The sequence below is a fragment of the Hymenobacter sp. R533113 genome (genome assembly GCF_056835965.1).
Map to the genome: position 1 here is coordinate 1,095,493 of NZ_JAKWBD010000001.1, position 14,220 is coordinate 1,109,712.

Here is a 14,220-nt window from a genome sequence, read left to right on the forward strand (position 1 = left end):
CCCCAGAATATTTCTGGGGGGCTTTTTTAGTACTGAAAGGCTTCCTGAAACGTGGCTTGCCGCTACGCTACAGGCGTTTGAGGGGCGGTGGAAGCCGACGAAGCGGGCGGTGCTTCCTGGCGCAAGGACTCATTATCCCAGCCCTCATCCACTTCCCGTAAATTTTCGTTGGCCGCGTCGAAGTGGAGCAGTTGTTCCAACTCCTGAATGCGCTGGCGGGCGGTGCTGAAGTAGGTTTTCCGGTCTTTGTGCACGGCCGCCAGCTCGCGCATGGCCAGCTCATCGTGGCGCAGGAAGGTGCGGGCGGCCCGTTGGGCGTGGTAGGCACGCACGCCCAGCAGACGCAGCGCATCTACGCCCAGGCGCAGGGAGCTGTCCACCGTTTCGCGGTACACGTCGGTCAGGCCGGCTTCAATGAATTCGTAGGCGTCGGGGCGGTCGTGGGCCCGCACCAGAATGCGCAGGTGGGGAAAGTGGCGCCGCACCAGCTCTACCAGCTCCAGCGCCCGCTCCGACGAATCGAGGGCAATGATGATGACTTTGGCTTGGCCCGCGCCGGCCGCGTGCAGCAGATCATAGCGCGACGCGTCGCCATAGTACACGCGCAAACCCAGCTGACGCAGCGTCTCTACGCGGTCAGCGTCAAAATCCAGCACGGTGGTGCCGATGTCGTTGGCGCGCAGAAAACGCCCCACAATGTTGCCGTAGCGCCCGAATCCCGCAATGATGACGGGGTTTTTCTCCTCAATTGTATCCGCCTCCCGCTCCGGCGCCGCCGCTGGCCCCAGGCGAGGCTGAATCACTCGTTCGTTTAGTAAAAACACCACCGGCGTAAGCGCCATGCTAATAGCCACCACGGCCGTGGCAATGCTGGTAATGCGCTGATTCAGAATACCATTCTGGGTGCTGAAGGACAGCAGGACGAAAGCAAACTCCCCAATCTGGCTCAGCCCCAGCGCCAGGGTCACGTTCTGGGCCCGGTTGCCGGTGAAGCGTTGGCCCAGGACCAACAGCACAGCTGTCTTCACCAGCATAACGGCCACCACCGCCCCCGCTACTAGCAACGGGTTCTCCCGAATCAGCCCGAAGTCAATAGCCGCCCCCACCGACATGAAAAACAAGCCCAGCAACAGGCCTTTGAACGGGTCGATGTCGCTCTCAATCTCGTGCTTGTACTCGCTGGTCGCCAGCACCACGCCCGCCACAAAGGCCCCCAGCGCCGGGCTCAGGCCCACCAGCTCCATCAGCAAAGCCACGCCACCCACCAGCAGCAACGCCGTGGCAATAAATACTTCGCGCAAGCCGCTACGCGCCACCAAGCGGAATATGGGCCGCATGCCGTACTTGCCCAGCACCACTACGGCAGCTACTGCCGCCACCAAAGCCAGGGCGCGCAGCCAGCCCGGTGCCGAGGCCAACAAATTATGATCGGCGGCAGCTGCCTCGCCGGCCGCGGCGGGCTGCATTGCCAGCAGGGGCAAAATGGCCAGAATCGGGATGACGGCAATATCCTGAAACAGCAGCACGGAGAAGGTACCTTGCCCGGCCGGTGTGCCCAGCTGATTTTGCTCTTTATAAGTCTGCAACACAATGGCCGTCGACGACATAGCCAGAATAAGGCCCAGCGCCAGCGCCGGTTTCCACCCGATGCCCGCCACCATAGCCAGCCCCGCCAGCGCCAGCGACGTTGCCACCACTTGTAGGCCACCGAGGCCGAGAATAGGCGTGCGGAGCTTCCACAGCAAAGCCGGCTCCAGCTCCAGGCCCACCAGAAACAGCATAATTACGACGCCGAACTCCGCGAAGTGCATCACGTCCTGGCCCTCGGCCCCGACCAGCCCCAGCACAGCTGGTCCAATGACCATTCCGGCCAGCAAATACCCCAGCACCGAGCCCAAACCAAAGCGTTTGGCCAGCGGCACAAACAGCACTGCGGCCGCCAGATACACCAACGCTTGCAGCAAAACAGACTGACTCATACAGCAATGATTTAGTTGGCCAGATCGGTAAGAAATGGAGCCTGTAAGCTGGCGTATTCAGTGGCCTGGCCCGTGGCGAGCAACGTAAGCAAATCGCGGTACTGTATGGCCGCGGCATCAATCTCCGCATCCGTAATGCGCAGGGAGCCATGCACCACGAAGGGCGGCAGGTACTGCATCTTGCAGAGCCGGGCCGTCTGCTCGAAGGGCACCAACAACTGCTGAATTGTATAGCGGTTGGAGCCCGTTTCCTGGTAGGCTTCCTGCCGGCCGCCGGTGGTAATGGCGTTCAGCATGTGCTTGCCAGCCAAAGCGTTGCCGGTGCGTCCGTAGGCCCAACCGTGTTCCAGCACCAGGTCTTCCCACTGCTTAATCATAGCCGGCGAGCTGTACCAGTAAAACGGATGGTGCAACACGACAACCTCGTGGGCCAACAGCAGCTCCTGCTCCCGCTGTACATCAATGTCGAAGTCGGGGTACTGCTCGTACAAATCGTTTACCGTCACAAAGTCCAGCGACTCCACCGCCGCAATCAGCCGCCGGTTCACCCTCGATTTCTCCAGGGCCGGATGCGCAAACTGAATCAGGATACGAGCCATAAGAGGAAGACTATGTTAATCAACGTGCCAAAGCAAGTTAAGCGATTCACAGCAGGAGGACATAATAGCTGTGGAAGCTTGGAAGCCGCTGTGACTTATAATCTATAATGGTTCCTTGATTCATGTACCATGTAGAGACGCGACACTTCGCGTCTCGTCGTTGAACGACTAAAGTCTACCTGTTTTAATAAGCAACGTCAGCAACGAGAAGACGCAAATTGTTGCGTCTCTACAGCACACGTACACGGTTCGGCAAACTGCTCTACAGAGGTATAATCGAAATAAGTGGAACTGCATTACATAAAAGCCCCCCAGACACGGCGTTTGGGGGGCTTTTATGCTGATTATCTAACGATTACAGATCGTTTATGCTATAATAGCGTCGCATGCAGGTCAACCAAATATCAGCACTAGCCGTCCGTATAGTATTGCCGGGCTGGGGAGGATGAGGAAAGTGGCTCTTTACTGTATCTAGACAAAACTCAACAACTTTTCTCCCCTTCGTTATTTCTAATTCTTCATCTACACTTGGCAAACCAAACTATAAAGCGAAAATAGCGGCCCAAAGATTTACGTAATACTGGTGCTCCATTAGATTACTCAAGAAAGTCTGAAGGCCTTCTTGCTGCATGAATCTTTGAGCCAAAGTCTGATGCTGCCGGTAAGCTAGTGAGTCATATTGAGCGACGCTAAATGGATAGATGCCTGATTTATATAAATCTCGACAGCTTCCTAGAAAATTGTCACCTATTTGCTTATCAAGCATATGGTAGTGTGCTGAAAGTGTCCTTAGATGCCATTCTATTGTCCCTTCAGTTTTCGTAGCTCCTCCCGCGTCGCGGGTTTCAGACTGATAGCTGTGCCGCCGCCGGGGGCCATTTGTAGAGGCAGTTGCGTGCGGCTATCCACTAGCACCTGCCGGATTTGGTAAGCCATAGGGTTCTTTTCCCAGTCTGCATCCTTGGCGTCGGCGTAGATGGTGGCGGTGTAGCGGGCCTTGGGGGGCAAAAAGTCGAGCTTCACGGTCTGACGGCGGGCCTGCTCGTCGGTGATGGCGCCCAGGTACCACTCGTCTTTGCCTTTCGCTTTGCGGGTCGTGATGATGTAGTCGCCGGGCTCGGCGGCCAGAATGCGGGTGTCGTCCCAATCCACGGGCACGTCTTTGATGAACTGGAAAGCGTCGAGGTGTTGCTCGTAGGCTTCCGGCAGGTCGGCGGCCATTTGCACGGGGCTATACATCGTCACGTACAGGGCCAACTGCTTGGCTAACGTCGTGTGTACCTGGCGGCCTTTGTTGGCGGTGGGGTTCCAGGGTTCCAGCTTGATCTGGAAAATGCCCGGCGTGTAGTCCATGGGGCCGCCCATGAGGCGGGTGAAGGGCAGAATGGTTTCGTGCTCGGGCGGGTTGCCGGTGCTCCAGGCGTTGAACTCGTTGCCGCGAGCGGCTTCCGAGGCTAACCAATTAGGGTAGGTGCGGTGCAGGCCCGTCGGCCGCACCGACTCGTGCATATCCACCATAATCTGCTGCTGGGCCATGTTGGCGGCCGTGCGGTTGTAGTGGTTTACCATCCACTGCCCGTCGTGGTGCTCGCCGCGCGGAATGATGCGGCCCACGTAGCCGGTTTTCACCGCGTCGTAGCCGTGTTCTTTCATGAAGCGAAATGCGGTTTCCTGCCGACGCTCGTAGTTGGTCACGGAGCTGGAGGTCTCGTGATGCATCATCACCTTCACGCCTTTGCTGGCGGCGTAGCGCTGCAGTTCCTGCACGTCGAAGTCGGGGTAGGGCGTCACGAAGTCGAACACTTCCTCTTTCCAGTTATTGGCCCAGTCTTCCCAACCTACATTCCAGCCTTCTACCAGCACGCTTTGCAGACCGTGCTTGGCCGCAAAGTCGATGTAGCGCTTCACGTTGGCCGTGTTGGCGCCGTGGCGGCCGTTGGGTTTCAGTGTGTTCCAGTTGGTGGTAGCCAGCTTGATGTTGCTGGTGTCGGCGTAATTCCAGCTGGCTTTGTTGACGTGCATTTCCCACCACACGCCCACAAACTTCTGGGGCTTAATCCAGCCCGTATCAGTGATTTTGCTCGGCTCGTTCAGGTTCAGAATCAGCTTGGAAGCCAGCACCTCGGGCGCTTTGTCGCTGACCACAATAGTGCGCCAGGGTGTGTGCTCGGGCGCCTGCAAATGCGCTTTGGCCCCCGTCGCATCGGGCACGAGCTGGCTGGTGAGGCCGAACGTTTTGGTGTCCACGTCCAGCATCATGGCCGGATAATTCACCAGTGCGGCCTCATGAATATTTACGTACAGCCCGTCCTGCGTCTTCAGCATCAGCGGCGTCTGCACCCGCTGGGGGGCAGATTTTAGCTGGATGGGTTCAATAGGTGTGGTGTTTACCTCGCTCAGGCGGGTGGTGCTGTAGCTGTACTCGTTGGAGTCATAGTCGCCCGGAATCCAGAAGGTTTTGTGGTCGCCGGTGAGGTTAAACTCGGTTTTCTCCTCCTGTACGGTGAAGTAGGTGAAGCCTGCTTGAGCCGGAAACTCGTAGCGGAAGCCCAGCCCATCATCGTACAAACGGAAGCGCACCACCAGCCGCCGGTTCTGCACGGCGGCTTGCTGCAACGTCACGGCCAACTCCTTGTAGCGGTTACGAATCTGCTTCACCTCGCCCCACACCGGCGCCCACGTTTCGTCCGTCGCCGACGAGTCAATTTTGGCGATGGTGAAGCCTTTGTCGAAGCCGGGCTGGTTTTGAAGCAGGACGGCTAAGCGACTAGGCTTTATAACGGGCTTCGCCCCGAACCAGAGCTGGTATGTTGGCTCGCCAGCGGGGCTTAGTTGGAAGTTTAGGGTAAGCTTGTTGGTAGGGGAGTGGAGGTTTTGAGCCAGAGCCGGGACGCTCAGCAACACAAGAGCGAAAATACATTTAGGAAACTTCACGGTAGGCTATTATGTAAGACTAATGACGTTTTCAGGTTGCTTTCCTGAGAATGTGGTTTTGGTTGTCAACTTCCTTCCTTCTTCATCATTGTATTCTATTTCGAGCACAACATTTTCAAGGGCCATAGGATATGGATTATCTGCTATGTCACCGTGCATACGCTCATTGCCAGTCATTACATGTAGTTGTTCTAAAGTACATTCTAAATGCATTTCTGCTAAAGGCTGGAGATTATTAATTGGAGCTATTCGTGTATTAATATTTAACTTATTTTCACCCGATTGTCTTATGTTTATATTAAACGCTGGTACTGATGAATTATTTATCAAAAGTAATTTGTATTCCCATTTTGCGCGAAAAACAAATTTTATTGTGCCTGGAAGCATAGGCTCGCTTGATGGTTTTTCGTAGTATCCTTCATTAGTAGACCATGTATTGTTCCAGAGTAGAACACCTTCAATTTTTGGCCTTTTTATTATGGCGTGATTGATTGTTTGGGTGCTACCAGAGAGAATATTCTGGCGCACATCATCTTCAGCCATCACTTTCCACGCCTTTAAAAGTGAAACAGAATATACACTGGCATCCTTGTCAATAAGGATTGAACAATTACTACAAAGCCATATCCCATTATCTATGTCTGATCTTTGAGAAGGTGAGAGAAGTAGATTATATCGCGGACCACCAGCGGCAGTTATGTGTGCAGCAATTCCTATAGAAGTTGATTTATCCTTCTTGGCATTTGGACCAATAGTGATTTTTCTGCATTTAGGATTAGAACAGAGATAGGCTACTCTTTCAGCCAATACTTTGCGAATAGGTTTTAAAAAATTATCTCTAGCCATGCCTTTTATTATTGATTTTTTTTGTAATCGGTTAATGAAAATCTAAACAGTAATGTTCTGAAAAAATTAAAGAAAAAATATAATACTAGTAAACTGTTAATAGTATGCCTAAAGCTAACTTCTTACCGCACTCTGAAATAATATTAGGGTTAGTTCTGTAAAATCAAATACTGATACGGCTGCAAGGTAAGCTGCGTATTCAGCGCCAGTGGCTGCTGGTTTAAGGCGTTTAGCCAAGCTGAGTTGACGAAAGCAGTGGGCACCTAGTAGCTGGTAGTACGAGCAGCATAGACCAAAACAGAAAGGCTACCTTCCGCAGGCGTTTTTGAGTATGCATGATTATGGGTTGGTAAGAAAAGCGCAGTTCAGGTACAAAAGCTTGCTAACAGGTCCAGGATTCTAAGGTGTAAGGTTATTCTGACAGGCGTTATACTGTTGCACAAGGTGGAGCAAGTTCGACTCGCTGAACTTACCCGTAATACCAGGGGCGGCGGAACAGTCGCTAAAAAGACTGCGCAAGTCGTTTCTGAATGTTGTGGCTTGCAATAGGTAAGGAGCGCGTGTACGGTCAGCTGACCGTTCGATATAATAGTAAATGAGCGTAGACTGGTTGGCGTACACCTCGTCTGGATTGTTGCCAAACAGATTATAGGTACTGCGGTAGAGGTTAGCGCGCCCACCGGCTAAGCGTTCGAGCAGCAAGCATAAGGTGTCACGATTTGCCACTGGCAGCATCTTGCGCATTATATAGCTCCTGCCGTCCGTCAGATGAAGGCTGCGCAGTTGCTTAATCGGATAAAACTGCCTGTTTGACGAAGCTAAATCTTTCCGAAACATCACACCACGGGCCACTGTGCTACGGGTTGGAACCTCCAACTCGCCCCGCAGCGTATCACCATGCGCAAATACGATGTAGCCAGGTTGCATTCGCTTTTGGGCATGTGCTATCGGAGACTGAATAAGAGTGATTGTGAGTGTCAGGAATAGTATGAAAATTCTCATGAAATAAATTAGCCCAGCAGATTAGGCTGGTTAATAGTTAAAGGTTGATAGTTAAAAATCAAATGTCTCGCAGTGAGTGACGTTGGACTCAAAGTCCAGCAGGTAGCGTGCATCGTCGGGGTAATAGCGCGCCTTTTCGTAGTCGTCGCCGGCAAATTGTTTGATGCTCTCGTAGCTGTCCCAACGGGTTACGGTCCAGAAATGACAGACTTCGCCTTCCAGGCTGCGCAGCACTTGCACGCCTAAGTTGCCGGGCGTTTTCTGGTAGTCGGCAATGCCGGAAGCTTCCAGAAACTGCAGATACTCATCGGCGTGATGAGCGTGGGTAACGCCGTGCCAAATTCTGGTAATTATCATGTGGGTTTTAGAGCGGATTTGGATTAAGTTTGGACCTGGAACGCGGTAGAGACGCAATATTTTGCGTCTTGTCGTTGCACAATCTGCTGGAACAAAGCCCAGACGGCGCAGACGACGAGACGCAAAATATTGCGTCTCTACCGCGTTCCTGTTACCTTAAACAGTTTATTAGAGCGTATTTGTGTTATTAATAGTCAGGCTATGGTTAGCAGTTACGTTCTCCTGTAGAGACGCGATACTTCGCGTCTTCTTAATTACATGATTTTGTTTAGGAGGCGCAAACGCAAAGACGCGAAGTATCGCGTCTCTACAAGCATTGATGGCTCGTGAAGCTGGTTACTACACTAAAACTGCAGCAACTTTCCCTGCTCCGGAAAGATGAGTTTCAGCTGCAACGAATTCGCTTCGGTGAGCTGCTTTTTGATGGCAGCTTCATTGCCGGCCGTGGGTTTCATGTGGGTAATAACGACCGGTAGACCGCGTAGCGCAGCCGCGCCGGTTAGCTGACTCAGCGTGGTCATTTCCTGCATGAGCAAAGCCGGAGTAAGATGTCCGAACAACTGCGCTGGGGGCTGGGCATTAGCGTAGGAAGTTTCGATGAAAATGGCCTTCAGCTGGCCGGCTTTTACCAGTGGCTGAATGGCTTGCCATAAGTTGCGCAGTTGGGGGGCTTTTTCGATGGCATCGGCGCCGGTGTCGCCGAGGTAGAGCAGGTAATTGTTCTGGCTGCGAATCAGGAAAGCCGCGCTTTGATGTGGTTTGCCGTGGCTCAATACAAACGTCTGAACGCTTAGGGCCGTGTTTTCGAGGGCCGTTTCCTGGCCAGGGGTTAGGGGCCGAAGCTGGTATTTGCCCAGGGCGGGTGGGTTGCCGCTATTGCCGAAGTTGGGCCAGGTGCGCCAGTTGAAATAATCGTTTTGAATGGTTTGAAGACAATTGCTCAGGCCGTAGATGCTTTTGGGCGAGTCGTCGGTGGCATTCAGGAGCAGGCCCGCTACGTGGTCGAGGTGGGCGTGGGAGATGAGGTAAGCCTTGATATTGTTGCGGATCACCTCGCCTGCTGGCCCCGTAAATACCTTACGCGCTACGGCCTTTTCCATGCCGCTATACACGCTGCCCGCATCCAGACACACGTAGGAAGTGGAGCCCGCCGGCGCAACCAGATAGGCGGAAAGGTTGCCCTCATCCAGCCCGCCTTTTACGCCCAGCGGCACGACGCTAAAGGCGGGAGAAGATGTATGCTGCGCGAGGACACTATGCCCCATCAGGAGCAGCAAATGCAGCAAGCACCGTTGGAATAAACGCGTCGTCTCCATGCCCACAAGGTAGCCATAGATTCAGCTTATCAGGCGGCCACAACTACGTCTATACTTGCTTGAATCACCTTGCCCACTCTTCCATCGTCAACTCAAACCGAACTTCCCCGGAGACAGTCCGCCCGACTTCGCGCCAGCCCAATTGTCGGTAAAAAACTTCGGCCCGCGTTCCCGGACTCGTACTGAGCCAAACGGGATGCTGGGTGTGGCTGAAATACCAGCGCAGCATCAGCGTCTGTAGCTGCCGCCCGATGCCCTGCCCCTCGTAATCGGGGTGCACAAAGAGCGCCCAGATGCTATGGTCTTGCAGGTCGGCAATGGCGAACCCCACAATCTGGCCGTCTGCTTCGCACACCCAGCCTCTACCCCGCCAAGTGAGGTAATCGATGTTGTCTTGTTCCGTTACCCGATCAGGGTTGGAAAGCTGGTTTTCCCTGACCGCCATGCGCACGGCCATGTACTGCGGAATATCAGCAACTTGGGCTTCGCGGTAGCGCATGGCTGTAAGATATATTTAGCAACTCATTTAGTACTGATAGTACTGAGTTTGACACATTCCCGATGAGATGCTTTTAATACTATCTCGCTCTACGTATACTTTTCGAGAGGTTGAAGATCGTATCAGTTTATAAAAAGCCCCCAGAAAACTCTGGGGGGCTTTTTGACTGCGCCTTATGGTATCTTAACTAATTAACAGGTTATTCAAAACGCACGATTGTGGTGTCGTTGTAGAACACCTTGCGCGTGTGCTTTTGGTACGTGTAATCCCGAAACTCATAATTAAAGCCAATAAGCCGAACCCGATTACAGGTTACTTTAGTAAAAGTGTACTCCCGGTTTGGCAATACCTTAATAGCGCGAGTAAAATTGACGTTTTGATTAGATCGCACTGTATCATGGAAGATGGCTCCCCCGAACCAGTCTTGCTGGTCCGTGCTTACAAAAGAAAAGGAAATATCAGACTTGCCGCTTTTACCTGACACAGCATTTATTGTAACTGTTTTGTAAGGTGTCACCTCAAAGTTTATCTCATTTCTAGTGCTTAGTCAGGGGGATTGGTTAACAAAACAAGCGGGTTAGCGTTGGGAATCTATGGCCCGTCCAATCACTCCCTTTCCCCTGCCGGCTGCTGACCAAGCCGCCCTCGAAAATTTTACGCGCACTGGTCGCCGGTCGGTACGGGCGGTGCGTCGCGCCCAGGCCCTGCTGGCGCTGGCCACCGGTATCGGCCAGCAGGCCGCCGGCCAAGCCGTGGGCTTAAGCCGACAGGCGGTGAGTCAGCTCCGCCGCCGCTACGAAGAAGGCGGCTGGCAAGCCGCCCTCAGTGAAGCGCCACGGAGCGGCGGCCCGCGGCGTTTCGACGGGGCAGACCGGGCCGCTATCACGGCCCTGGCCTGCACCCAGGCCCCGGTGGGGCACAGCCGCTGGACCCTGCGTTTGCTGGCCGACAAAGCCGTGGAACTGGCCCTGGTGGAAACCATTTCCCACGAAACAGTGGCGCAGGTGCTCAAAAACGAATTGCAGCCTCACCGCCAGCAGCACTGGTGCCTGGGGGCGGTGAATGCGGCCTTTGTGGCGCGGATGGAAGACGTGCTGGCCGTCTACGAGCGGGCCCACGATCCACGCTTTCCCGTTGTCTGCTTCGATGAGCGGCCCTGCGTGTTGCACGGCCAGCCCGTCGAGCCGCTGCCGCCTGTGCCGGCCCAACCCGCCCACGACGGCCAGCGCGCCAAAGCCGGCCGGCCCCGGCGCGAAAGCAGCACCTATGTACGCCAGGGCACGGCCTGTTTGCTGGCCGCTTTTGAACCAGCAACCGGCCAGCGCCTGGTCGAGGTTTCCGCCCGCCGGACCGGGGCGGACTACTGCCGTTTTATGCAGCGCCTGGCGGCGGCCTACCCGCAGGCGGAGAAAATCGTGTTAGTGCAGGATAATCTCAACACCCACACCGATGCCGTCTTTTACCAGCACCTGCCCGCCGCGCAGGCCCGCGCCCTGGCCGCGCGCTTCGAGCTCCATTACACGCCCAAAAATGCCTCCTGGCTCAACATGGTCGAACTTGAACTCTCGGCCATTGCCCGCCAGTGTCTCCACCAGCGCATCCCCACCCAGGACGAGCTCACCGCCCACGTGGCCGCTTGTGTAGCCGAGCGAAATGAGCGCCGGGCCACGGTCAACTGGCAGTTTTCCCTCGAAAAAGCCCGCACCAAACTCGGCCGACATTACCAGAAAATTAGGGTGCCTAATTCCCCTGACTAAGCACTAGTTCCCAGCTTGGCTTCTGTACCATCACTGCCAGAGGGATTAGACAAGTCATAAAACTCCTGACTTTCCTGCAACTTCACCGCGTAGTTGCCCTTGCGGGAAGCACTAAATGAGAGACTATATTGGCCATCTATATCCGTATAGGCCGTGGTCACAGAATCATAAGTAGGAGTACCAAACAAGCGGTAGGTAATTCGACTTACGGCAACGGGTGCCGTAGCCACTGGCTGACCAGTATACTTGTCTATTACGCTGCCCGCTACTACAGTAAACGCATCTTCTTTATCAGAGTCACAGCCCGTCGCAGCCAGACCTACGATAATAACTAATAGGCAAGCTAAAAGGCGGTTTATCATTTGAGATGAAGTATTTACGAGTAGATTCTCGGCAAATATGATGCTAAGCTCAACCGTTTGCTACCGCACTACTTTCGGCGTTACGGGCAGGCCACACATTTTGCGGATTCGAAATTTTGATAAAAACCTTCGGCCCGCGAGCCTAAGTCGTTACCCGGCTAAACAAAGTGCTTGGTCTGGCCAAAATATGTACGCAACATCAGCGCCTGTAGCTGCCAACCGATACTTTCTAATAAACTGATGTTACGCGGCATATTAGTCGATTGCTTGGAAAGGATGTTTCCTGAAGCAGCAATAGCTTCTTTCTGAGGCAGAGGTGCAGTTGCCGCGTAACATCAGTAATTAAAATGTCGATGTCACGCGACTAGATGTTTTATCGCGCCACCCGTCTGCCCAAGGCGTAGCCAAATTTTATATCCAGCCCCAGAGTTGGTTCCCATTGATAATCCACAGGTTTGCGAGCTCCCAAACCAATAGCCGTTTCAAAGAAAAACCGCTGCCCCAACGCCCGGCGCAATCCCCACTTTGGAATAACGCTGAACGCCGGCTGAACGCGCACCCGGTCGCCGATGGTAGTCCCGAATACGTAATCGACACTGAGCGCCAGATAATTGGCTGAATTGTTCGCGGTATTTTTGCCTTTGCTGCTTCGCTTCTGAAAGTTATAATAATAGCGCGGCTCCACGACGACGACAGGGGCCAGGGCGAAGAAGAAGGAGGTTGAACGACCAGTTCCCCCACTCGCTGCCAGAGAACCCGCCAGCATAAACTCAGCCGTAAGAGTAGTGCGCGGACTCAACGCCCGTTCGTACGCATATGATAAGCCCAAAACGGTGAGTCTGGCGCTGTGAATGGTTTCTACACCTGTGCCGGGAAGTGGCGCAACTTCCTGGGCAGCTGCCCAATGTGAAATGCATAATAAGGCAACAAGGAGTTTAATTTTATTCACGCTGGTATAGTTTGTTGAGTTTAATAATTGATAAAAAAAGGCCCCCCGACGTGGTGCCGGGGGGCTTTTTAGCTGTCGCTGCAAGATAGAGACTCAACTTGATACTACTGTATTTTATCCACTGATTTACCGCACCACTTTCGGCGTTACGGGCAGGCTTTCGTGGCCCTCGGCATCCACGGCGGCCACGGCGAAAATGAAGTTGTCCTTGCTGTGGGGCAGGTCGGCGGTGGTGGCGGTCACGAAGAATTTCTGCTGCCACACGGGGCTGCTGGTTTCGCGCATGAGCACGTAGTAGCCGGCTGGTTTTTCGCCGGCGGCGGGCGCTTCCCACTTCAGCTCCGTGCGGTTGGTAAGGTTGGCAGTCAGCACGCCCACGTTCTGGGGCGCGGCGGGCGCCCAGGCCAGACTAGCCATCGTGGCCAGGTTTACACCGGTGTTTTTGCGCAGGTAGTCGTAGTCCACAAACTCTGGCTTGTCGCCGTATTCGATGCCGTTTTCGGTGCGCAGATCCTGGTGCTGGTGGTTGAAGTTCTCGTTTACTTCCGTGAAGCGCACGGCCGTGAAGCCCTGCTGATTGAAGGGAGTGTGGTCGCCGCCGCGCAGGAAGCGGTCGGGGCGGTACTCGATAAGCACGCCGAAGTCATTCACGTACTGCTCACAAGTGGTTTTGATGTAGCGGGCCAGCTGGCGGCTGGGTGAGTCGTTTTCGCTGCTGAGCTGGCGACGCACTTTGGCCTCGTCGGCGGTTTCGGTGGCGGGCACGCCCTCGCTGAAGATGCGTACGTGCTTGGCGTCTTTAATCTCGGGGTCGAAGCCGGTGGAGTTGCCCACGATATCGTTGTTGAGCATCCCGACGATATTCCAACCTTCAGCTTTGGCGCGCTTGGCCATGTGCGTCGAGCCATATAAGCCTTGCTCTTCGCCCTGAACGGCCACGAAAATGAGGGTGCAGGGAAACTGCTTGGAAGCCATTACGCGGGCCATTTCCATTACCAGCGCCACACCGGAAGCGTCGTCGTTGGCGCCAGGCGCGTCGGCGGTGGCGTTCATCACGTCGGTTACGCGCGAGTCAAGGTGGCCGCTGACGATGATAATACGCTTGTCGTTCGGGTCGGTGCCTGGGAGGGTCGCCATTACGTTGGCCATCACCACGGGCTTATCGATGCGCCGGCCGTCGGGCTTTACGGTGAACGTGTCCTGCTCCACTTTCATGCGGCCGCCGCTGGCTTTGGCGTACTTCTTAAACTCTGATTCCACCCAATTGCGCGCCGCCCCAATGCCGCGCTTTTTGCTCTTGGTGTCGCTCAGCGTGTGGCGGGTGCCGAAGGACACCATCTTGCGGATATCTTCCTCCAGGGTTTTAGCCGAAATGGCTTCCACCATTTGCTTAATGGCTGGGTTAGGGGTAGACGGGGGGGCATTTTGGGCGCGCAGGGTGGTGAAGCTGGCAACCGCAGCGAGCAGGAGCATAGAGCGAAGGAAGGTCTTGGGGGGCATTTTGGAATGATTAGAAAATGGAAGAGCAGGGTGTTTATACGATTACAACCAATGACCTATGCGGGGCAGCCGGGTGGTTTGGGTGACGTAAAATACGTGCTAAGAAGAAATAAATGGGTA

At 54.4% G+C, this 14,220-nt stretch carries 12 protein-coding genes; 1 reads left to right on the forward strand and 11 read right to left on the reverse strand.

The genetic code is table 11. The features are described from left to right. Positions 1–62: 62 nt before the first annotated feature. From MKZ35_RS05085 to MKZ35_RS05120, 8 genes are all read right to left on the reverse strand, one after another. Entirely contained in the window at positions 63–1,979 is a 1,917-nt protein-coding gene (locus MKZ35_RS05085) for a monovalent cation:proton antiporter-2 (CPA2) family protein (protein WP_482512113.1), read from the reverse strand. Positions 1,980–1,990: 11 nt separating this feature from the next. Continuing rightward, positions 1,991–2,578 (reverse strand): glutathione-regulated potassium-efflux system oxidoreductase KefF, encoded by a 588-nt coding sequence (gene kefF, locus MKZ35_RS05090; RefSeq protein WP_482512114.1) that lies wholly within the window; start codon positions 2,576–2,578, stop codon positions 1,991–1,993. 801 nt (positions 2,579–3,379) lie between these two features. Beyond that, a complete protein-coding gene (locus tag MKZ35_RS05095; RefSeq protein ID WP_482512115.1) occupies positions 3,380–5,512 on the reverse strand; it encodes a glycoside hydrolase family 97 protein in 2,133 nt (710 codons plus the stop codon). A gap of 9 nt (positions 5,513–5,521) precedes the next feature. Then, complete coding sequence (locus MKZ35_RS05100; protein WP_482512116.1) at positions 5,522–6,358, reverse strand: hypothetical protein; 837 nt, start codon at positions 6,356–6,358, stop codon at positions 5,522–5,524. Positions 6,359–6,757: 399 nt separating this feature from the next. Then, the gene (locus MKZ35_RS05105; RefSeq protein ID WP_482512117.1) at positions 6,758–7,285 is read right to left on the reverse strand and encodes a hypothetical protein; all 528 of its coding nucleotides are present in this window, start codon (positions 7,283–7,285) and stop codon (positions 6,758–6,760) included. Between the two features lie 126 nt (positions 7,286–7,411). After that, entirely contained in the window at positions 7,412–7,717 is a 306-nt protein-coding gene (locus tag MKZ35_RS05110) for an antibiotic biosynthesis monooxygenase family protein (protein ID WP_482512118.1), read from the reverse strand. Between the two features lie 344 nt (positions 7,718–8,061). Further along, positions 8,062–9,033: an MBL fold metallo-hydrolase gene (locus tag MKZ35_RS05115; protein ID WP_482512119.1), complete on the reverse strand. Its 972-nt coding sequence runs from the start codon at positions 9,031–9,033 to the stop codon at positions 8,062–8,064. A 64-nt stretch (positions 9,034–9,097) separates the two neighbouring features. Further along, entirely contained in the window at positions 9,098–9,532 is a 435-nt protein-coding gene (locus MKZ35_RS05120; protein ID WP_482512120.1) for a GNAT family N-acetyltransferase, read from the reverse strand. 593 nt (positions 9,533–10,125) lie between these two features. On the opposite strand from MKZ35_RS05120, the gene MKZ35_RS05125 reads away from it, so the two are divergent. Then, positions 10,126–11,289 carry an IS630 family transposase gene (locus MKZ35_RS05125; protein ID WP_482511613.1) on the forward strand — a complete coding sequence of 388 codons (1,164 nt, stop codon included), beginning with the start codon at positions 10,126–10,128 and terminating at the stop codon, positions 11,287–11,289. On the opposite strand, the gene MKZ35_RS05130 is transcribed toward MKZ35_RS05125, so the two are convergent. The 3 genes from MKZ35_RS05130 to MKZ35_RS05140 all read right to left on the reverse strand — a co-directional run bounded on the left by MKZ35_RS05130 (position 11,286) and on the right by MKZ35_RS05140 (position 14,073). After that, entirely contained in the window at positions 11,286–11,651 is a 366-nt protein-coding gene (locus MKZ35_RS05130) for a hypothetical protein (RefSeq protein ID WP_482512121.1), read from the reverse strand. The genes MKZ35_RS05125 and MKZ35_RS05130 overlap by 4 nt on opposite strands. 373 nt (positions 11,652–12,024) lie before the next feature. Continuing rightward, positions 12,025–12,600: a hypothetical protein gene (locus MKZ35_RS05135; RefSeq protein WP_482512122.1), complete on the reverse strand. Its 576-nt coding sequence runs from the start codon at positions 12,598–12,600 to the stop codon at positions 12,025–12,027. Between the two features lie 126 nt (positions 12,601–12,726). Further along, a complete protein-coding gene (locus MKZ35_RS05140; protein ID WP_482512123.1) occupies positions 12,727–14,073 on the reverse strand; it encodes a M20/M25/M40 family metallo-hydrolase in 1,347 nt (448 codons plus the stop codon). Positions 14,074–14,220: the final 147 nt, after the last annotated feature.

What these genes read in the sequence shown, in the direction of transcription:
- MKZ35_RS05085 (WP_482512113.1), bottom strand. Translation starts at nt 1,979, where the DNA reads ATGAGTCAGTCTGTTTTGCTGCAAGCGTTGGTGTATCTGGCGGCCGCA.
- kefF (WP_482512114.1), bottom strand. Translation starts at nt 2,578, where the DNA reads ATGGCTCGTATCCTGATTCAGTTTGCGCATCCGGCCCTGGAGAAATCG.
- MKZ35_RS05100 (WP_482512116.1), bottom strand. Translation starts at nt 6,358, where the DNA reads ATGGCTAGAGATAATTTTTTAAAACCTATTCGCAAAGTATTGGCTGAA.
- MKZ35_RS05105 (WP_482512117.1), bottom strand. Translation starts at nt 7,285, where the DNA reads ATGCAACCTGGCTACATCGTATTTGCGCATGGTGATACGCTGCGGGGC.
- MKZ35_RS05110 (WP_482512118.1), bottom strand. Translation starts at nt 7,717, where the DNA reads ATGATAATTACCAGAATTTGGCACGGCGTTACCCACGCTCATCACGCC.
- MKZ35_RS05115 (WP_482512119.1), bottom strand. Translation starts at nt 9,033, where the DNA reads ATGGAGACGACGCGTTTATTCCAACGGTGCTTGCTGCATTTGCTGCTC.
- MKZ35_RS05120 (WP_482512120.1), bottom strand. Translation starts at nt 9,532, where the DNA reads ATGCGCTACCGCGAAGCCCAAGTTGCTGATATTCCGCAGTACATGGCC.
- MKZ35_RS05125 (WP_482511613.1), top strand. Translation starts at nt 10,126, where the DNA reads ATGGCCCGTCCAATCACTCCCTTTCCCCTGCCGGCTGCTGACCAAGCC.
- MKZ35_RS05130 (WP_482512121.1), bottom strand. Translation starts at nt 11,651, where the DNA reads ATGATAAACCGCCTTTTAGCTTGCCTATTAGTTATTATCGTAGGTCTG.
- MKZ35_RS05140 (WP_482512123.1), bottom strand. Translation starts at nt 14,073, where the DNA reads ATGCTCCTGCTCGCTGCGGTTGCCAGCTTCACCACCCTGCGCGCCCAA.